The following is a 15,213-nucleotide window of genomic DNA, read 5'->3' as shown; positions in this document are numbered from 1 at the left end:
ATGAAAATCACCCGCATCCGCATCTATAAAACCGATCTGCCTTATGTCGATGGCAGCTATGGCTGGGGTGCGGGCAATGCGATTTCCGTCGCCAAAGCCTCGGTCGTGGTGGTGGATACCGACGCGGGGCTTCAAGGGTGTGGTGAGTTCACGCCCTGCGGTGAAAACTACATGGTCGCCCATTCCGAGGGGGTCGAGTCCTTTGCCCGGCTGGCCGCGCCCTCTCTGCTTGGCGAAGACCCGCGTCAGGTCGCCCGGATGGAACGGCTGATGGATCATCTGGTGCAGGGGCATGGCTATGCCAAGGCACCCTTTGATGCGGCCTTCTGGGACATTCTGGGTCAGGCCACGGGACAGCCGGTCTGGATGCTGATGGGTGGCAAGCTGTGTGATGGCGCGCCGATGTACCGCGTCGCGCCACAACGCGCGTTGGAGGAAACCATCGCCGAGATGGACCGCCACCGCGCCGCCGGATACCGGCAGTTCCAGATCAAGGTGGGCGCCGACTGGGCCACGGATATCGAGCGTATCCGCGAAACCGTGCCGCTCTTGCAACCCGGTGAAAAGGCCATGGCCGATGCCAATCAGGGCTGGCGCGTGGACAATGCCATCCGGGTGGCGCGCGCGACGCAAGACCTTGATTTCATTCTGGAACAGCCTTGCAAGACTTACGAGGAATGCCAACAGGTGCGCCGCGTCGCCACGCAGCCGATGAAGCTGGATGAATGCGTCACCGGCCTGCACGCCGCGCAACGGATCGTGGCGGATATGGGGGCCGAGATGTGCTGTCTGAAAATCTCGAACCTTGGGGGGCTGTCCAAGGCACGACGCGTGCGGGATTACCTGGTGGAAAATCGTATCCCCGTGGTGGCCGAGGATACTTGGGGCGGCGAGATCACCAGCGCCGCCGTCGCCCACTTTGCAGCCTCGACGCCCGAGGACGACCTGATCAACTCGACCGACCTGATGAATTACAACACGCGGTCCACCGGCATTGGCGGCCCGACCACCCGCGATGGCAAGCTTTACGCCACCGACACGCCCGGCCTTGGGGTCACCCCCGATTTCGACAGCCTCGGTGCGCCAGTGGCCAGCTATGGAGAGCCTCTATGAGCGACATGACCTGCACCGCGACCCAGATGATCGATGATGCGCGCACGCGTGTCACCCGTTTCGATTTTGAACCCGGACAGCAAACCGGCTGGCATCGGCACGGGTTTGATTATGTCATCACAGCAATCACCGATTGCCACATGCGACTGGAACTGCCCGGCGGCGAAGTGAACCACGTCACTGTGCCCGCGGGCACCGCCTATCGCCGCGAAGAAGGCGTTGAGCATAACGTGATCAATGCAGGTGACGCTCCGATGAGCTTTGTCGAGGTGGAACTGAAATGACCACCCTTCTTCATCTTGCCAGAAATACTCAACTCAGCGGCCCGCAGGGCTGCCCCCACGGCGACGCCGGAGGCGGCGCAACACCTGCTGCGCCTGCGTTCACACCCGGCCGGATATCGCGCGGAGCGGCGCCATGAAGATCACCCGCCTCACTCTCTGGCAGCTCGATCTGCCGCTGACCGAGCCCTATTGGCTGTCCGGCGGGCGGCTGAAGTTTGAGCGGCTGGACAGCACATTCATTCGCATCAACACCGATGAAGGCATCAGCGGCTGGGGCGAAGGCTGCCCCTGGGGGCACACCTATCTGCCCGCCCATGGCCCCGGCATTCGGGCGGGGATCGAGACGCTGGCCCATGCCCTGATCGGGCAGGATCCGCGCAGTCTGGAGCATATCAACCGGGTGATGGATGTCGCCCTGCCCGGCCACCCTTACGTGAAATCGCCTGTCGACATGGCCTGTTGGGATATTCTGGGCAAGGTCGCTGGCCTGTCCGTGTGGCAATTGATGGGCGGCGATCAGGCCGCACCGGTGGCGGTGAACTCGTCGATTTCCACTGGCACGCCTGACGAAATGCTGGCGCTGATCGAAAAGGCCGCCGCCAAAGGCTATAGGGTGCATTCCGCCAAGGTGGGTGGCACCGATATCAGCCTCGATATCGATCGTATCGAAGCGATCTCGACCGGGCTGCCCAAGGGCCACAAGGTCACCTTCGATGTGAACCGCGCGTGGCAACCGGCGGCGGCCATCGAGGTGCTGAACTCGGTCACGGCCCGCGACTGGGTGGAACAGCCCTGCGAGACACTGGATCAATGCGCCCATGTCGCCGCGCGCGTGCAGAACCCGATCATGCTGGATGAATGTCTGCATGGGTTTCAGGATCACCTTGAGGCGTGGAAACGCGGCGCGTGCGAAGGCGTCAAGGTCAAGCCAAACCGCGTCGGCGGGCTGACCCGCGCGCGTCAAATCCGGGATTTCGGCGTCTCGGTGGGCTGGCAGATGCATATTGAGGATGTGGGCGGTTCGGCCCTTGCCGACACGGCGGCGATCCATCTGGCGGCCTCGACGCCCGAGGCCAACCGGCTGGCCAGCTGGCTGTGCCATTATCACCTCAGCATCGATCCGGTTCCCGGGCAAGGTGCGCGCAATATCGACGGGTTTGCCACGCCACCGACCACCCCCGGCTTGGGCGTGGAGCCGGATGTGGATCAGCTTGGCGACCCGGTAGCCTGCTATGATTAGACCCGGACAACAGCCATGAAGATCAATCGCATATCTCTTTGGAGCGTTCCACTGACCAGCCACGAGACCTATTACATGGCCTCGGGCAAGACCTGTGATGTCACCATCACAACGGTGATCCGCCTTGATACCGATACCGGCCTGATCGGCTGGGGCGAGGTCTGTCCGATCCCGCATTATCTTGAGGCTTATGCCGATGGCGTGGCCCCCGCCGTTGAAGAAATCGCCCCGGTTCTGCTGGGGGCCGATCCGGTTGGCCCCGAGGCGGTGATGGAGCGGCTTCATGCCCATCTGCCCGGCCACCGCTATGCCAAGTCGGCCATCGACACGGCGCTGTGGGATCTGACCGGCAAGGCCGCCAAACTGCCGCTTTATGCGCTGTTGGGCGGACGGCAGGTGGCGGATATGCCGCTCTATCATTCGATCACCTGCGTGGCGCCTGATGAAATGGCCCGCATGGCCCGCGAAGCCCAGGCCGAGGGGATGACGCAGTTTCAGGTCAAACTGGGGGCCGACAATGACTGGCAGGCCGATGTGGCCCGGCTGGTGCAGGTGCGCGAGGCGGTGGGCGATGGGCCGCTGGTTTACGGCGACTGGAACTGCGGGGCTGACGCGCTGAGTGCCACCCGCGTGGGCCGCGCGGTGGCGCATCTGGACGTGATGCTGGAACAGCCCTGCCGCACGATCGAGGAATGCGCCCATGTGCGCGCGGCCACCGGCCTGCCGATGAAGCTGGACGAGAACGCGCATGATATCAGGAGCTTGCTTGAGGGCCATCGGCAGGGATGCATGGATGCCGCCGCGCTGAAACTGTCCAAGATGGGCGGGCTGTCGGCGATGCGCGTCTGCCGCGATCTGTGCCTGACCCTGGGCACGCAGATGTGCGTTGAGGATACCTGGGGGTCGGACATCACCATGGCCGCAGGTCTGCACCTGGCGGCAAGCACGCCCGGACGCGGGGTGATGAATACCTGCGACCTCAGCCATTATGTCGGACCGCGCCTTGCGCCAGACGCCCCGGCCCGCGCCAAAGGTCGTATCGCCCCGCCCGAGGGTGTGGGCCTTGGCATCACCGTGGATGAAGCCGCCCTTGGCACACCTCAGTTGGTTCTGGATTAGGAGAGAAACATGTTGAAAATCGGCACTCAATCCGACTGGATCGCCCGTGCAAACGAGGTTTTGCCCGGCGGTGGTTTTGGCAATTTCGATCCCGGCATCATCATTCGCGAGGGCAAGGGCGCCCGCGTCTGGGACGAGGATGGCAATGAATACATTGATTACCTGATCGGATCGGGCCCGATGCTGTTGGGGCATGGCAATGAAGAAGTGCAGGAGGCTGTCTTTGAACAAATTCCCAAGGGGATGACCTTTTTTGCCAACAACGCCGCCGGGATCGAGCTGGCCGAGCAGATTGTGGATGCGATGGCCTGTGGCGAGATGCTGCGCTATGTCACCTCGGGCGGCGAGGCGGATATGTACGCGATGCGCGTGGCGCGCGCTTTTACCGGACGTGACAAGATCGTGAAGTTTGAAGGCGGCTATCATGGGATGAGTGCCGAGGCCCAGATGAGCCTTGCCCCGACGCGGATGGTCAACTTTCCGCAGGCCGTGCCCGACAGCCCGGGCATCCCCGATGGTGTCGCCGCCGAAATGCTGATCGCACCATTCAATGATTTCGACTATATCCGCTCGCTTCTGGCCGAGTATGGCGATCAGGTGGCCGCGATCATTGTCGAGCCGCTGCAACGCATCATCCCGCCCCTGCCCGGTTTCCTGCAATTGCTGCGCGATGAGGCCGACAAATATGGCATCGTACTGATCTTTGACGAGGTGGTCACGGGCTTTCGCTTTGCCTATGGCGGGGCGCAGGAACTTTATGGGGTGACCCCTGACATCTGCACGCTGGGCAAGATCATTGGCGGGGGGTTCCCGCTGGCCGCCTTGACGGGGCGGGCCGATATCATGGCGCATTTCGACAAGGCCAAGGTGGGGGCCGAGGGATTCCTGATGCAATTGGGCACCCTGTCGGGCAACCCGGTGGCCGCCGTGGCGGGCATGAAAACCATGGAAATCCTGCGCCGCGAGGGCCAGTACGACCGGCTGCGGGGGCTGGGGCAGCAATTGATGGGCATGGCTTCCGAGGCGCTAAATGCCCGCGACATTCCGCATCAGATTGTCGGCGACCGGACCCTGTTCGAGATCGTGTTCACCGATCGCGAGGTGCGCGATTACCGCGACGTGGTGCAGGCCGACACCGCGCGCGGTGCCACGTTCAACGCCACATTGCGGGACCATGGAGTGTTCAAGTCGCCGGGCAAAACCTATCCCTGTCTCGCGCTGAGTGAGGCCGATCTGGACCAGACACGGGCCGCCTACGCAGCGGCGGCCGAATCCCTGACCTAAACCGCCGGCAAATTAGGTTGACACTTTAGACCAATTTACCGGTCACTTTAGGGTAACGCCGTAATAACACTCATAATAGTCGCAATTAGATTCAAAATTGAACTGTTGGGAAAATTTTATTACACTCAAGAAACAATACTCGCCAATCTGACTGTTATGAGCGGTGTTTTGACGGAAAAACTGTCGCCTGTTTGAGCAGCTTGGCCTAGCGTGAAGACATGAACGGACCAATTCTGGTCCACTTAACAGGGGCCGCAACACACCAAAAAGAGCCCCGAATACACAAGAAACGTCTCAACGGGAGGACATTGAATGGATACCGATATCGGCGCATTAACGGTGATTTTCACCGAGTTTTATTATTGGGCCACTGTGCCGCTTATGTTCCTGATCCATGTCGGATTTTGCATGTACGAAGTCGGCGCGACACGCCACAAGAACCACGTTCACACTCTGATGAAAAACACCATGCTGATTCCGCTGGTGACCGTCACGTTCTTCTTCTTCGGGTGGTGGATCTACTTTGCCTTCCCGAATTTCGGGCCATTTTCAGGCGCAAGCATCACCCAATCTGACAATGCTGTTCCATGGAGCGAACTGATGGGCACCCACTTGGGTGGGTCGACCGAAACACTTGAATCGGCGCAAGGCTATGGTGCTGATCTGGGCAACGCCTTCTGGAACCGTTTGAACGGCGTGTTCTGGGCAGCCTTCCTGCTGTTCAGCTGGACCGCGGCCTCGATCGTTTCGGGTGCAACCATCGAACGTATTCGCCCCTCGGCCTTCTGGATCCTGGCCGTTGTCATCGGCTCGTTCACCTGGATCATTGATGCGGCCTGGGGCTGGCATCCCGATGGCTGGATGGTGACCAAGCTGGGCTATCACGATGCTTATGCGTCTGGCGTGATCCACGCGATTGCCGGTGGCTTTGCCCTTGGCGTGGTCTGCGTACTTGGACCACGGATCGGCAAGTTTGCCCCCGATGGCACCCCGCGCAACATCAACCCGCATAACAAGTGGCTGGTCACCATTGGCCTGTTCCTGATCTATGCCGGGTTCTGGGGCTTCTACGTGGCCTGTAACGTGCCGATCATCGATCATGGGTCACTGGGCGGAGCGGAAGGCGTGGTGAACTTTACCGCCACGACGATTTACCTGACACCGACCACCCTGTCGGCCATCGTGTTCAACTTCCTGATGTCGCTTTCCGGCGGATTGTTAGCAGGTTACGTGGTGTCCAAGGGCGAAGCCTTCTGGACCTACTCGGCCGGTCTGGCCGGGGTCATCACCGCCAGTGCGGGCAATGACCTGTATCATCCGATCCAGGCGATGTTCATCGGCGCGATCGGGGCCTATTGTGCCTACAAGCTGCATTTCTGGGTCGAGCGGAAGTTCAAGATCGATGATCCGGTCGGCGCGATTGCCGTGCATGGCTATGCCGGCTTCATCGGCCTTGTGATCTGTGGCTTCATGCTCTGGGGTCACCCGGCAACAGCCGCCTATCATGATCCGGCAACCGTGATTACCCCGTGGGGTCAGTTCATCGGGGCCTGCATCATGTTCATCGTTCTGGGCTTTATCCCGGCCTTCATCGTCTCCAAGATCCTGCAAGGGATGGGGATGCTGCGGGTTCCGGCCGCCGTGGAACTGGTGGGCCTGGATATGAGCGAAGAGATCGCCGAGGAGATGGATGCGATTGCCATCTCGGAAGCGGATATCGCCGAGGCCAAACGCCTCGGATTGCTGAGCTAAGGAGGGCTTATCATGTCAACAACAGTTGTAGAAACATGGGCAGGTGCCGACTTGTCACAAATCGGCCCGATCTACCCGATGGTGGGCACCGAGATGCTGCTCTTTGTCGCCGGGCTTGCCTTCTGGCTCCTGTTCCACATCCTGCAGGGCAGGATCGAGAAGAAAGAGATGGAAGCCGACGAGGCGGCCGCCCGAAGCCCCGAGCGATTGAAACGGGTCTTCGAGGAGGAAGCCAAGGAGTAACCGACTCTCTTTGCAAGAAACTGATGGCGCCGCCCAATTGGGCGGCGCCATTTCTTTACGTAAAGTCCGCTGCAATTTTATCAGCCGCATTACAGAATAACCCATCGGCATATTCTTTAGTCGCCAGGAAAACACGCCCTGCATGCGTTGGCGGTTTTGGATGGATACCCCTCGCAAACCCGCAAAATTGGCGCAACATCGATCTTATTGGCGATCCAAAATTAAACCAATATTCAAAAAGCAACGAAACGACCGACACGGAAGACGGACCCAAGGTGGAAGAACAACTTGCTGGCATGGCAGCCGCGAAGATCAGGGGAAGATGACCAAGACCATGTTCGCCCAGATGTAGTCCTACATCACGATCCCACGGATGATCATCATACGCGCGGGTTTCCTGACCTGAGAAATGGGCGCCCCGGGTGTGGAAAACATCCTAGACAGCGCATTTTGTGTTTTGCCTCAGACAATCTGATCGCTGTTCGCATTCGACCGCAGGCGGCGGCCTGCGAACAAGCGATTCCGGTCAAACGCAAAGGGTTTGGATCAGCCCTCGACCGGGGATACGGCCCGCTGATAGAGATGCCATGTGGTGTGGCCAAGGATCGGCAGGGTGAAGACCAGACCCAGAAACGCCGGAACCAGAGAAATCAGCATGGTGACCGAGATGATCGCCGCCCAGCCAAGCATGACCACGGGGTTTTCGGTGACAACGCGAATGGAGGTAAGCATCGCGGACACGAAATCTGTGTCCCGCTCCAGCAGCATGGGCATGGCGACCACGGTCACCGTGAACAGGGCGGCCGACAGAATTGCGCCTGCGCAGGTGCCAATCGCAAGGAAGGTCCAGCCCTCTGGTGTGAAGAAGACGGTGTTCAGGAACCCGTCAAAATCCGAGAAGGATGCGTCTTGCAGGATGATCGCCAGCCACAGCCGGACCTGGTACATCCAGACCCAGAAAATGAACAGGGTGACAAAGGCCATCCATCCCATTTCGCGTTTGCGTTGATTGGCCATGACGGTGAGGATGTCCGACCATCCGAAACTCTCTTCCTTCTGCAACCGGCGGGACATCTCATAAAGCCCGGCAGCGGCAAAAGGCGCGACCAGTGGAAAGCCGACTATGGCGGGAATGATCATCCAGATCTGGCCGAGCCAGACCAGGCTCCAGACAAACAGGATTCCGAACACCGCATAGAACAGGCCGAAGAAGCCGCTCATGAAAGGGCGCGCCAGAAAATCGGAAAACCCGGCCTTCAGAGATGCGGTGATATCCCCCGCAGTCACTATATTGACCTCTGGCATGGGTTGCTGTTGCGGCGTCAGATCGTCCGGCGGTGTGGACCCTGCGGTCTTGGGTGTCATGACACATTCCTCCCAAAGCATGGCATCACGTTGGTCGGTTTGCCAACGGAGCCAGCGGTAAAACGCGCGTCCTCCTCCGCACACAAGTTTGCAACAGGTGAGGCCTAAGGGCAAGTGGGGGGTATAGCAGCCAGATTCTGCGCAGCAGACAAGATCCCGGTCACGACACCCCTGCGATCTGATACCGCGCCTCGTAAGACACCGGGAAGTTCACCGAGCGCGCGATGAAACAGGTCTTGTGAATCTCGTGATGGACCGCATCGGCGCGGGCCACGTCGGTGCCCGCTGCCACGGTGATCCGGGGGCGCAGCGTGCAGCGCAGGAAACGGCTGGCCCCGCTCGCATCAGTTTCGCCCACTGCCAGCGGATCATCCGCATAGGCCTGCACCACGATGCCCGCATCAAAAGACAGATGCAGATACCACAGCATGTGACAGGCGCTGAGGGCAGCGATCAGCATATCCTCGGGATTGTGCAGCGTCGGATCACCGCCCAGCAGCGGATCGTTTGAGCAGGGGATGACGGGCTTGCCGGGGGTGCGCACCTCCCAATTGCGATCATAACCCTTATAGGTCGCATTCCCCTGCCCGCGATTGCCGGTCCAGACCACGCGGGCAGTGTACTCATGCTCTGCCATGTCCGTTATCCTTGTGCTGATTCTGATAAATTGTATACATGTATACAATCTAAGGGCAATGCCATGACACCACACGACATCGCAACCGCGCTGCAAGACGAGATCCTGTCCGGGGCCCTGCCCCCCGGCACGCCGCTGTCCCAGTCCGACCTGGCGCGGCAGTTTCAGGTCAGTCGCATTCCCATCCGGGATGCCCTGGCCCAACTGGCAGCAGATGGTTTGATCACCGCCAGCCCCAATCGCACCGCCACGGTGGTTGAACTGAGCCGGAAAGATATCGAAAGCCTCTATCATATGCGCATCCTGCTGGAGGGGGACCTGCTGTTTCGGGCCGTGCCCCTGATGAACGCGCAGCGCCTGCGCGCGATTGACTATGCTTTGCAACGCTCGTCGCTGGAGGCCCGGCAACAGAACTGGGCCGAGGGCGATCAGATGTTCCATGCTGCCCTTTATGCCGCAGCAGACAGCCCGCAGCAGGTTGCGCTGTGTGATGATCTGCGGCGCAAGTGCCGGGCCCAGATTGCCGGCTACCACCAGCTGAGCGATCAGACAGAGCGCTGGCTGAGCGAGCATGAGGCGATTGTCACAGCCTGCCACGCTGGCGCGCCGAAAGAGGCGCGCCGCTTGCTGAGGCGTCACCTCAAGGCCGCGCGCAACCTGTTGCTGCGGGCCATGCGCAAGGCAGAAACGCCGCAGCCCTGATCAGAAGGTGATCACCTCGGTCTCGGTGATCAGCATGTCCAAAGGTTGGTCCGTGGGTTCCAGCGGCAGGCTGTCAGCCTCTTGCGCGCCATAGGCAAACCCGATGGCCAGCGTCGGGCGTTTGGCGCGCAGCAATTCCAGCGTGCGGTCATAGAACCCACCGCCATAGCCCAGCCGCCCGCCCAAACGATCAAAGGCCACCATCGGGACAATCAGGATTTCAGGTTCAAAGAAGTCATCCACCTCGGGAACCCTCGCGCCGAAAGGTCCGCCTTTCATGGCACAGCCCGGCTCCCACCGGGAAAAGCGCAGGGGCTGACCTTTGCCGATGATCACCGGCACGCCAACAGGGCCATGAGCGGCAGCTTCCTCCATCGCGGGGACCGGATCCATCTCGGTCCGGATCGGCATGTAGCCAGACAATGGCACGCCGCGATGCCCGGCCAGCACCTCGGACAGAAGGCCCGCCCCTGCCCCTTTGTCCTGCCCATGGGCGACCTTGCGCCGGGCAAAGGCGGCCTTGCGCGCCGCAGCTTTGATTTCAGTCAGATCGTTCATAACAACACCACCGCTGCAAGCCCCAGGAAGGCAAAGAAACCCACCACATCCGTCACCGTGGTCACGAATGCCCCCGAGGCCAGAGCCGGGTCAATGCCCATTCGGTCCAGCAGAACGGGGATCACCGTGCCCGCCAGACCGGCGACAACGAGGTTGATCACCATGGCCGCGGCGATGACATAGCCCAGTTCCGGCCCGCCGAACCACACGACGCCGACAATCCCCATCACCACGGCAAAGATCACCCCGTTGATCAGCCCCACCAGCACCTCGCGCCGGATGACCCGCCAGACGTTGGAGCCGGTGAGGTCCTTGGTTGCAATGGCGCGCACCGCCACCGTCAGGCTTTGGGTGCCCGCATTGCCGCCCATGGACGCCACGATGGGCATCAACACGGCGAGCGCCACGAATTGCGCGATGATCACATCGAACTGCGCGATCACCAGAGAGGCCAGGATCGCCGTGACAAGGTTCACGGCCAGCCACGGGAAGCGGCGCTTGGTGGTCTCAATAACCTTGTCGCTAAGGCTGCTTTCCTCGTCCACACCGGCAAGGCGCAGGATGTCTTCCTCGTGTTCCTCGTCCAGCACCACCATGGCATCGTCGATGGTGATCATGCCGACCAGCCGGTCGTCTTCGTCCACGACGGGCGCGGAAATCAGGTGATATTGGTTGAACGCATAGGCCACATCGCCCTCGTCCTGCGTGACGGGGATGACGTGAAAAGTGTCCTCGACAATCGAGGTCAGCAGGATTTCCCGGCGCGAGCCCATCAGCTTGCCCAGGCTGACATTGCCGACGGGCTTGAGACGCGGGTCGACCAGGGTGACGTGATAAAACTGCTCGGGCAGGTCATCCTGATCGCGCAGAAAATCAATCGCCTCGCCCACATTCCAGTGCTCGGGCGCCATCACCACCTCGCGCTGCATCAGGCGGCCCGCGGATGTTTCCGGATAGGTCAGCGATTGCTGGACCGCCACCCGGTCGCTGTCTTCCAGCACTTCGAGGATGGCTTCCTGCTGATGATCTTCCAGATCTTCGACCAGATCGACCACGTCGTCGCTGTCCAGATCGCGCACCGCCTCGGCCAGAACCTCGGGATGGAGAAGGGTGATCACCTCTTCGCGGATCGACTCGTCCAGTTCGGACAGCAGATCGCCGTCAAATTCCGGGCCATAAAGTTCCAGCAGGCGGCGGCGGTCAAAGGCGTTGACCTGTTCCAGAAGGTCGGCGATGTCGGCCGGGTGCATCGGCTCCATCTCGGCCAGAAGCAGATCGCGATCCCCCGCATCGACCGCATAGATGATGCGGGCTACGGCCTGTCGGTCCAACTCATAGGGATTGTCGTCGCGCTCGGGGTCGAGGTCGGTCTGATTGTCTTGATCGGCCATATCCGCCCCCATGATCTGCGGTTGGTGACAGGATTAAAGAAGGCCCTCGCGAAAAACAATGGCATTAGGGGCCGCGGGCCTGTCCGATGATAACCAACACGCCCTAGGCTCGCTGCGCGGTCGCGCTATGTCTATGCAAAATCAGTGAAAGGACGCGCCCATGCCAGACAGCTCTCTGCCCATGTCACAACCCAAATCAAGCGAGACAGCCGCGCATCTGAGCGAGGCGATCAACGCCATTGATGCCGCGTTTGGCGATGGATACGCACGCGAGCATCCCGAGTTGGTGGCAAGCCTTGTGCAAAGCCGCTCGATCGAGGCGGCCGTCGCCACCGGCTATGCCGCGCATCAGGAGGCGTTGGAACTGGCCGACAGGATCGGACGGGAAACCTGCGAAACGCTGTTGAAACTCAAGCCAAAGTTTTTCGGCTGACGCCGGGAATCCCGTTCAGCCGCAGCCCGGGGCACCAAAGACAAGCACCCATGCGTTGCGCGGTCCACGCGCCAGGCCGTATTCTTTCATCTGGCCATGCAACATGTTCTTGCGATGCGCAGGTGAGTTCATCCACTGGTTCATCACTTCGCTGGCGCTGCCCTGGCCCAGCCCGAGATTCTCGGCGATATTGCAGGCCCTGTAGCCGTGCCTGCTGGCGCGCTGACGCACCTTGCTGCCGTTGCTGCCCCTGTGGTCCATGAAATTGTTGGTGCCCATATCCTGCGCATGCATCTGAGCGGCGCGCATCAGGGCCCTGTTGGGACGCAGGGCGTGACGACCGTTCTGAGTCCGCAGCGCATTCAGCATCGCGCCACCATCCATGCTGGCAGGAAAGGCGACATTGTCGGACCGCGTCACCGTTGGTGCATAGGCGCTGTCACCGGTTGTCGAGGCACACTGGGCCAAGCCCATAACCAACACGAAACCTGCCAAAACTGATCTGAACTTACCCATCTGCAACCTCATAGCTCGCTTCTTTTTGCGGCACGTTAGTCATCATGCAAAAGCCGTGCCAACTTTTATTTCCTGGCAGGTAAAACCGGCGGAAATAGGAACCAAAGTCGGCAGAATAGTGACGAATTATCGCTCAGAGAGGCTGTGGTGAAACCTCGTGGGCAACATCACGCCGTGCGCGACCGACAAAGATCAACTCATGCCAGCCGTCATGAGCCGGGTTGTCCTGCAAGACGGTCGGGAAAACAGAGGCATAGAAGTCGATACCGAACCGGGCCGCGTGCGCCTGTGCGGCAACGTCAGCCGGACCAGCGCGACCCTCAGGGGTGCTGGCTCTGGGATTTGTGAAATGACGCGGGCGTCACTCGGCGGGCGATCCCCCCTAACTGCAAGCCTCGCGCGCTCAGCAGCCTGGTTGCGCCAGAAGCAGGACCCACGCATTCCCCGGTCCGCGGGCCAGACCATAGTCTTGCGACTTGCCGTTCAGGATATTCCTGCGGTGCGGGGGAGAATTCATCCATTGGTTCATCACCGCGCTGGCGCTGCCCTGTCCCAGAGCCACGTTTTCGGCGATATGGCAGGCGGAATAGCCCTGTCTGCGGGCACGCTCCCGCATCTTGCTACCGTCGCTGCCAGTGTGGCCTATGAAATTATTGGTGCCCATATCACGGGCGTGGACACTGGCGGCACGGTTCAGCGCAGCATTTGGGCGCAAGGCCGAGCGGCCATTTTCTGCACGGACCGCGTTCAGCAACGCGCCGTCGCTGGAGTTTGCTGCAGGCGCTGTGCCGGCGGTCTGGCTCGGTGCGGGGGCCGAGGCACTGGGGCTGGTGGCCGGGACGCATTGGGCCAGCACCATAACAAGGGCAAGGCCGGTACAAATCTGAAGTGGTCTGCGCATGTCTTCATCTCCCTGAGAGCGTTTTTTCCACGCTAGCGCGTCACTCGCTCTGACGCCAGCCCCCCGAAAAAGGTGCACGAAATCGGCGGTATTGCAGCGCTGTGTCAGGTGATGCGGGACAGAATGGAGAGTGCCGCGGCATGCTGTTCCTGCCCGGCAGCGGCCAGAACCCGCCCCCCGCCATGCGCCGGATTGCCCTGCCAGTCGGTGACGATACCGCCCGCCGCCTCGATCACGGCGATCGGTGCGTTAATGTCATAGGGGTACAGGCCGGCCTCGATCACAAGATCAATCTGTCCGGCGGCCAGAAGGGCGTAGGCATAACAGTCCATGCCAAACCGGGTCAGTTGCATTTGAGCGGCCACGGCATCAAATCCGGCGCGATCCTGATCGGTGCCGACCTCGGGATAGGTGGAATAGAGGATAGAGTGGTTCAGGGGGCGGTTGCCCCGCACCTGCAAGGCCTGCGTGCCCAGAGGGCCGCTCATACCGGCCCGGCCCAGCCCGCCCTCGAACCGCTCGCCGATATAGGGTTGATCAATGATGCCATAGATCGGGCCGGTGTCATCGGCCACGGCGATCAGGACACCCCAGGTGGGCGTGCCGGACAGAAAGCCACGGGTGCCATCGATCGGATCCAAGACCCAGGTCAGACCGCTGGTGCCGACGCGATGACCGAACTCTTCGCCAAGAATGGCATCGTCCGGACGCATCTTCTCCAGAAGATCGCGCATGGCGCGTTCCGCGGCCCTGTCGCCTTCGGTCACGGGGTCAAAGCCCTGCCCCGCTTGCTTGTTGTCTGCCGACAGGCCCTGAGCGCGGAAAAACGGCAATACCGCCTTACGCGCGATATCGGCCAATGCATGGGCGGTTTCAACGATATGGGTGTTGTCCATCTACGACCTGCCCCTTGACCTGACGCGTTTACATTGCATCAGACCTAGACCGATTCACAGATGCTCACAAGCAGCACGCGGGCCGGCTGGCCGTTCGGGGCTAGGCGACGTCGCTCAGGACGCGGGCCAATTCAAACAGGCGACGGCGCTGATTTTCCGGGATCGCGTAATAGGAGCGCACAAGATCAAGCGCTTCTTTGTCCCCCATCAGGTCCGACGGGACAGATTCGCCACCGGCCCGTTCTTCGTTCTCGGCATCAAGCCCTTCGAAGAAAAAGCTGATCTCGACCCCCAGGGCATCGGCAATATCCCACAACCGTGACGCGCTGACGCGGTTGGCGCCGGTTTCATATTTCTGGATCTGCTGGAACTTGATTCCAACGCGTTCGGCCAGATTTTGCTGGGTCATACCAACAAGCCATCGGCGATGACGGATACGTTTTCCAACATGCACATCTACGGGGTGAGGCATTACAAAATCCTTTCGTTGCAAGCCGCGATACATAATGGCGAACGCTTTACGAACACCGGAAAAACACGGGCTTGCGATCTTACTCTCAATTTTACCGACGTTTCGGCACCCTAGCATTCAAACGCCAAAAAACAAGTTCTATCACTCAGCGTAATCGGGTTTCCTAAATAAAGGCACAATCTATGCGAGAGACTATTCTTGCCGATAGGAGTCACGCAACCTTAGGGAGAAAAACAGCCTGTTTGACACTCTGCCCACGGCCCGACACAGTCCGCCGCGGCGTGTTCTGCGCCCGAATCCCCCTCTA

Annotated in this window: 18 protein-coding genes; 10 read left to right on the top strand and 8 right to left on the bottom strand. The window is 60.6% G+C overall.

Going from position 1 to position 15,213, the window contains the following annotated elements:
* From V6N02_RS15645 to V6N02_RS15610, 8 genes are all read left to right on the top strand, one after another.
* Positions 1 to 1,113 carry a mandelate racemase/muconate lactonizing enzyme family protein gene (locus V6N02_RS15645; RefSeq protein WP_371226874.1) on the top strand — a complete coding sequence of 371 codons (1,113 nt, stop codon included), beginning with the start codon at positions 1 to 3 and terminating at the stop codon, positions 1,111 to 1,113.
* A complete protein-coding gene (locus tag V6N02_RS15640; RefSeq protein ID WP_371226872.1) occupies positions 1,110 to 1,397 on the top strand; it encodes a cupin domain-containing protein in 288 nt (95 codons plus the stop codon). The genes V6N02_RS15645 and V6N02_RS15640 overlap by 4 nt, the downstream gene beginning before the upstream one ends.
* Before the next feature lie 133 nt (positions 1,398 to 1,530).
* A complete protein-coding gene (locus tag V6N02_RS15635; RefSeq protein ID WP_371226871.1) occupies positions 1,531 to 2,637 on the top strand; it encodes a mandelate racemase/muconate lactonizing enzyme family protein in 1,107 nt (368 codons plus the stop codon).
* Between the two features lie 15 nt (positions 2,638 to 2,652).
* Positions 2,653 to 3,756, top strand: a complete 1,104-nt coding sequence (locus V6N02_RS15630; RefSeq protein ID WP_371226869.1) for a mandelate racemase/muconate lactonizing enzyme family protein — start codon at positions 2,653 to 2,655, stop codon at positions 3,754 to 3,756.
* 9 nt (positions 3,757 to 3,765) lie between these two features.
* Positions 3,766 to 5,040: an aspartate aminotransferase family protein gene (locus V6N02_RS15625; RefSeq protein ID WP_371226867.1), complete on the top strand. Its 1,275-nt coding sequence runs from the start codon at positions 3,766 to 3,768 to the stop codon at positions 5,038 to 5,040.
* Positions 5,041 to 5,352: 312 nt separating this feature from the next.
* Positions 5,353 to 6,792 (top strand): ammonium transporter, encoded by a 1,440-nt coding sequence (locus V6N02_RS15620; protein ID WP_371226865.1) that lies wholly within the window; start codon positions 5,353 to 5,355, stop codon positions 6,790 to 6,792.
* Between the two features lie 12 nt (positions 6,793 to 6,804).
* Positions 6,805 to 7,035 (top strand): hypothetical protein, encoded by a 231-nt coding sequence (locus V6N02_RS15615; RefSeq protein WP_371226863.1) that lies wholly within the window; start codon positions 6,805 to 6,807, stop codon positions 7,033 to 7,035.
* Positions 7,036 to 7,058: 23 nt separating this feature from the next.
* Positions 7,059 to 7,361: a hypothetical protein gene (locus V6N02_RS15610; RefSeq protein ID WP_371226860.1), complete on the top strand. Its 303-nt coding sequence runs from the start codon at positions 7,059 to 7,061 to the stop codon at positions 7,359 to 7,361.
* A gap of 220 nt (positions 7,362 to 7,581) precedes the next feature.
* On the opposite strand, the gene V6N02_RS15605 is transcribed toward V6N02_RS15610, so the two are convergent.
* Positions 7,582 to 8,400 (bottom strand): DUF2189 domain-containing protein, encoded by an 819-nt coding sequence (locus tag V6N02_RS15605; protein WP_371226858.1) that lies wholly within the window; start codon positions 8,398 to 8,400, stop codon positions 7,582 to 7,584.
* A gap of 160 nt (positions 8,401 to 8,560) precedes the next feature.
* Positions 8,561 to 9,037 carry an OsmC family protein gene (locus V6N02_RS15600; protein WP_371226856.1) on the bottom strand — a complete coding sequence of 159 codons (477 nt, stop codon included), beginning with the start codon at positions 9,035 to 9,037 and terminating at the stop codon, positions 8,561 to 8,563.
* Positions 9,038 to 9,100: 63 nt separating this feature from the next.
* On the opposite strand from V6N02_RS15600, the gene V6N02_RS15595 reads away from it, so the two are divergent.
* Entirely contained in the window at positions 9,101 to 9,739 is a 639-nt protein-coding gene (locus tag V6N02_RS15595) for a GntR family transcriptional regulator (protein WP_371226854.1), read from the top strand.
* On the opposite strand, the gene V6N02_RS15590 is transcribed toward V6N02_RS15595, so the two are convergent.
* The gene (locus V6N02_RS15590; RefSeq protein WP_371226851.1) at positions 9,740 to 10,297 is read right to left on the bottom strand and encodes a 5-formyltetrahydrofolate cyclo-ligase; all 558 of its coding nucleotides are present in this window, start codon (positions 10,295 to 10,297) and stop codon (positions 9,740 to 9,742) included.
* Positions 10,294 to 11,688 (bottom strand): magnesium transporter, encoded by a 1,395-nt coding sequence (gene mgtE, locus V6N02_RS15585; protein WP_371226850.1) that lies wholly within the window; start codon positions 11,686 to 11,688, stop codon positions 10,294 to 10,296. The genes V6N02_RS15590 and mgtE overlap by 4 nt, the downstream gene beginning before the upstream one ends.
* A 160-nt stretch (positions 11,689 to 11,848) precedes the next feature.
* Here mgtE and V6N02_RS15580 point away from each other — a divergent pair, with 160 nt between their 5' ends.
* A complete protein-coding gene (locus V6N02_RS15580; protein WP_371226848.1) occupies positions 11,849 to 12,121 on the top strand; it encodes a hypothetical protein in 273 nt (90 codons plus the stop codon).
* A gap of 15 nt (positions 12,122 to 12,136) precedes the next feature.
* On the opposite strand, the gene V6N02_RS15575 is transcribed toward V6N02_RS15580, so the two are convergent.
* The 4 genes from V6N02_RS15575 to V6N02_RS15560 all read right to left on the bottom strand — a co-directional run bounded on the left by V6N02_RS15575 (position 12,137) and on the right by V6N02_RS15560 (position 14,906).
* On the bottom strand, positions 12,137 to 12,637 hold the full coding sequence (locus tag V6N02_RS15575; RefSeq protein ID WP_371226846.1) for a CAP domain-containing protein: 501 nt from the start codon (positions 12,635 to 12,637) through the stop codon (positions 12,137 to 12,139).
* 403 nt (positions 12,638 to 13,040) lie between these two features.
* The gene (locus V6N02_RS15570) at positions 13,041 to 13,538 is read right to left on the bottom strand and encodes a CAP domain-containing protein (protein WP_371226844.1); all 498 of its coding nucleotides are present in this window, start codon (positions 13,536 to 13,538) and stop codon (positions 13,041 to 13,043) included.
* 104 nt (positions 13,539 to 13,642) lie between these two features.
* Positions 13,643 to 14,434, bottom strand: a complete 792-nt coding sequence (locus tag V6N02_RS15565) for an inositol monophosphatase family protein (RefSeq protein ID WP_371226842.1) — start codon at positions 14,432 to 14,434, stop codon at positions 13,643 to 13,645.
* Between the two features lie 100 nt (positions 14,435 to 14,534).
* The gene (locus tag V6N02_RS15560; protein WP_371226840.1) at positions 14,535 to 14,906 is read right to left on the bottom strand and encodes a helix-turn-helix domain-containing protein; all 372 of its coding nucleotides are present in this window, start codon (positions 14,904 to 14,906) and stop codon (positions 14,535 to 14,537) included.
* Positions 14,907 to 15,213: the final 307 nt, after the last annotated feature.

Source organism: Roseovarius conchicola (assembly GCF_041403425.1).
In the GTDB taxonomy this organism is placed as follows: domain Bacteria; phylum Pseudomonadota; class Alphaproteobacteria; order Rhodobacterales; family Rhodobacteraceae; genus Roseovarius; species Roseovarius conchicola.
The sequence above is the reverse complement of the archived record's forward strand: the minus strand, read 5'-3'. Positions and strand labels throughout refer to the sequence as shown.

Excerpts from the sequence above, each read along its gene's own strand:
- V6N02_RS15645 (WP_371226874.1), top strand. The coding sequence starts at position 1 with ATGAAAATCACCCGCATCCGCATCTATAAAACCGATCTGCCTTATGTC.
- V6N02_RS15640 (WP_371226872.1), top strand. The coding sequence starts at position 1,110 with ATGAGCGACATGACCTGCACCGCGACCCAGATGATCGATGATGCGCGC.
- V6N02_RS15635 (WP_371226871.1), top strand. The coding sequence starts at position 1,531 with ATGAAGATCACCCGCCTCACTCTCTGGCAGCTCGATCTGCCGCTGACC.
- V6N02_RS15630 (WP_371226869.1), top strand. The coding sequence starts at position 2,653 with ATGAAGATCAATCGCATATCTCTTTGGAGCGTTCCACTGACCAGCCAC.
- V6N02_RS15625 (WP_371226867.1), top strand. The coding sequence starts at position 3,766 with ATGTTGAAAATCGGCACTCAATCCGACTGGATCGCCCGTGCAAACGAG.
- V6N02_RS15620 (WP_371226865.1), top strand. The coding sequence starts at position 5,353 with ATGGATACCGATATCGGCGCATTAACGGTGATTTTCACCGAGTTTTAT.
- V6N02_RS15615 (WP_371226863.1), top strand. The coding sequence starts at position 6,805 with ATGTCAACAACAGTTGTAGAAACATGGGCAGGTGCCGACTTGTCACAA.
- V6N02_RS15610 (WP_371226860.1), top strand. The coding sequence starts at position 7,059 with ATGGCGCCGCCCAATTGGGCGGCGCCATTTCTTTACGTAAAGTCCGCT.
- V6N02_RS15605 (WP_371226858.1), bottom strand. The coding sequence starts at position 8,400 with ATGACACCCAAGACCGCAGGGTCCACACCGCCGGACGATCTGACGCCG.
- V6N02_RS15600 (WP_371226856.1), bottom strand. The coding sequence starts at position 9,037 with ATGGCAGAGCATGAGTACACTGCCCGCGTGGTCTGGACCGGCAATCGC.
- V6N02_RS15595 (WP_371226854.1), top strand. The coding sequence starts at position 9,101 with ATGACACCACACGACATCGCAACCGCGCTGCAAGACGAGATCCTGTCC.
- V6N02_RS15590 (WP_371226851.1), bottom strand. The coding sequence starts at position 10,297 with ATGAACGATCTGACTGAAATCAAAGCTGCGGCGCGCAAGGCCGCCTTT.
- mgtE (WP_371226850.1), bottom strand. The coding sequence starts at position 11,688 with ATGGCCGATCAAGACAATCAGACCGACCTCGACCCCGAGCGCGACGAC.
- V6N02_RS15580 (WP_371226848.1), top strand. The coding sequence starts at position 11,849 with ATGCCAGACAGCTCTCTGCCCATGTCACAACCCAAATCAAGCGAGACA.
- V6N02_RS15575 (WP_371226846.1), bottom strand. The coding sequence starts at position 12,637 with ATGGGTAAGTTCAGATCAGTTTTGGCAGGTTTCGTGTTGGTTATGGGC.
- V6N02_RS15570 (WP_371226844.1), bottom strand. The coding sequence starts at position 13,538 with ATGCGCAGACCACTTCAGATTTGTACCGGCCTTGCCCTTGTTATGGTG.
- V6N02_RS15565 (WP_371226842.1), bottom strand. The coding sequence starts at position 14,434 with ATGGACAACACCCATATCGTTGAAACCGCCCATGCATTGGCCGATATC.
- V6N02_RS15560 (WP_371226840.1), bottom strand. The coding sequence starts at position 14,906 with ATGCCTCACCCCGTAGATGTGCATGTTGGAAAACGTATCCGTCATCGC.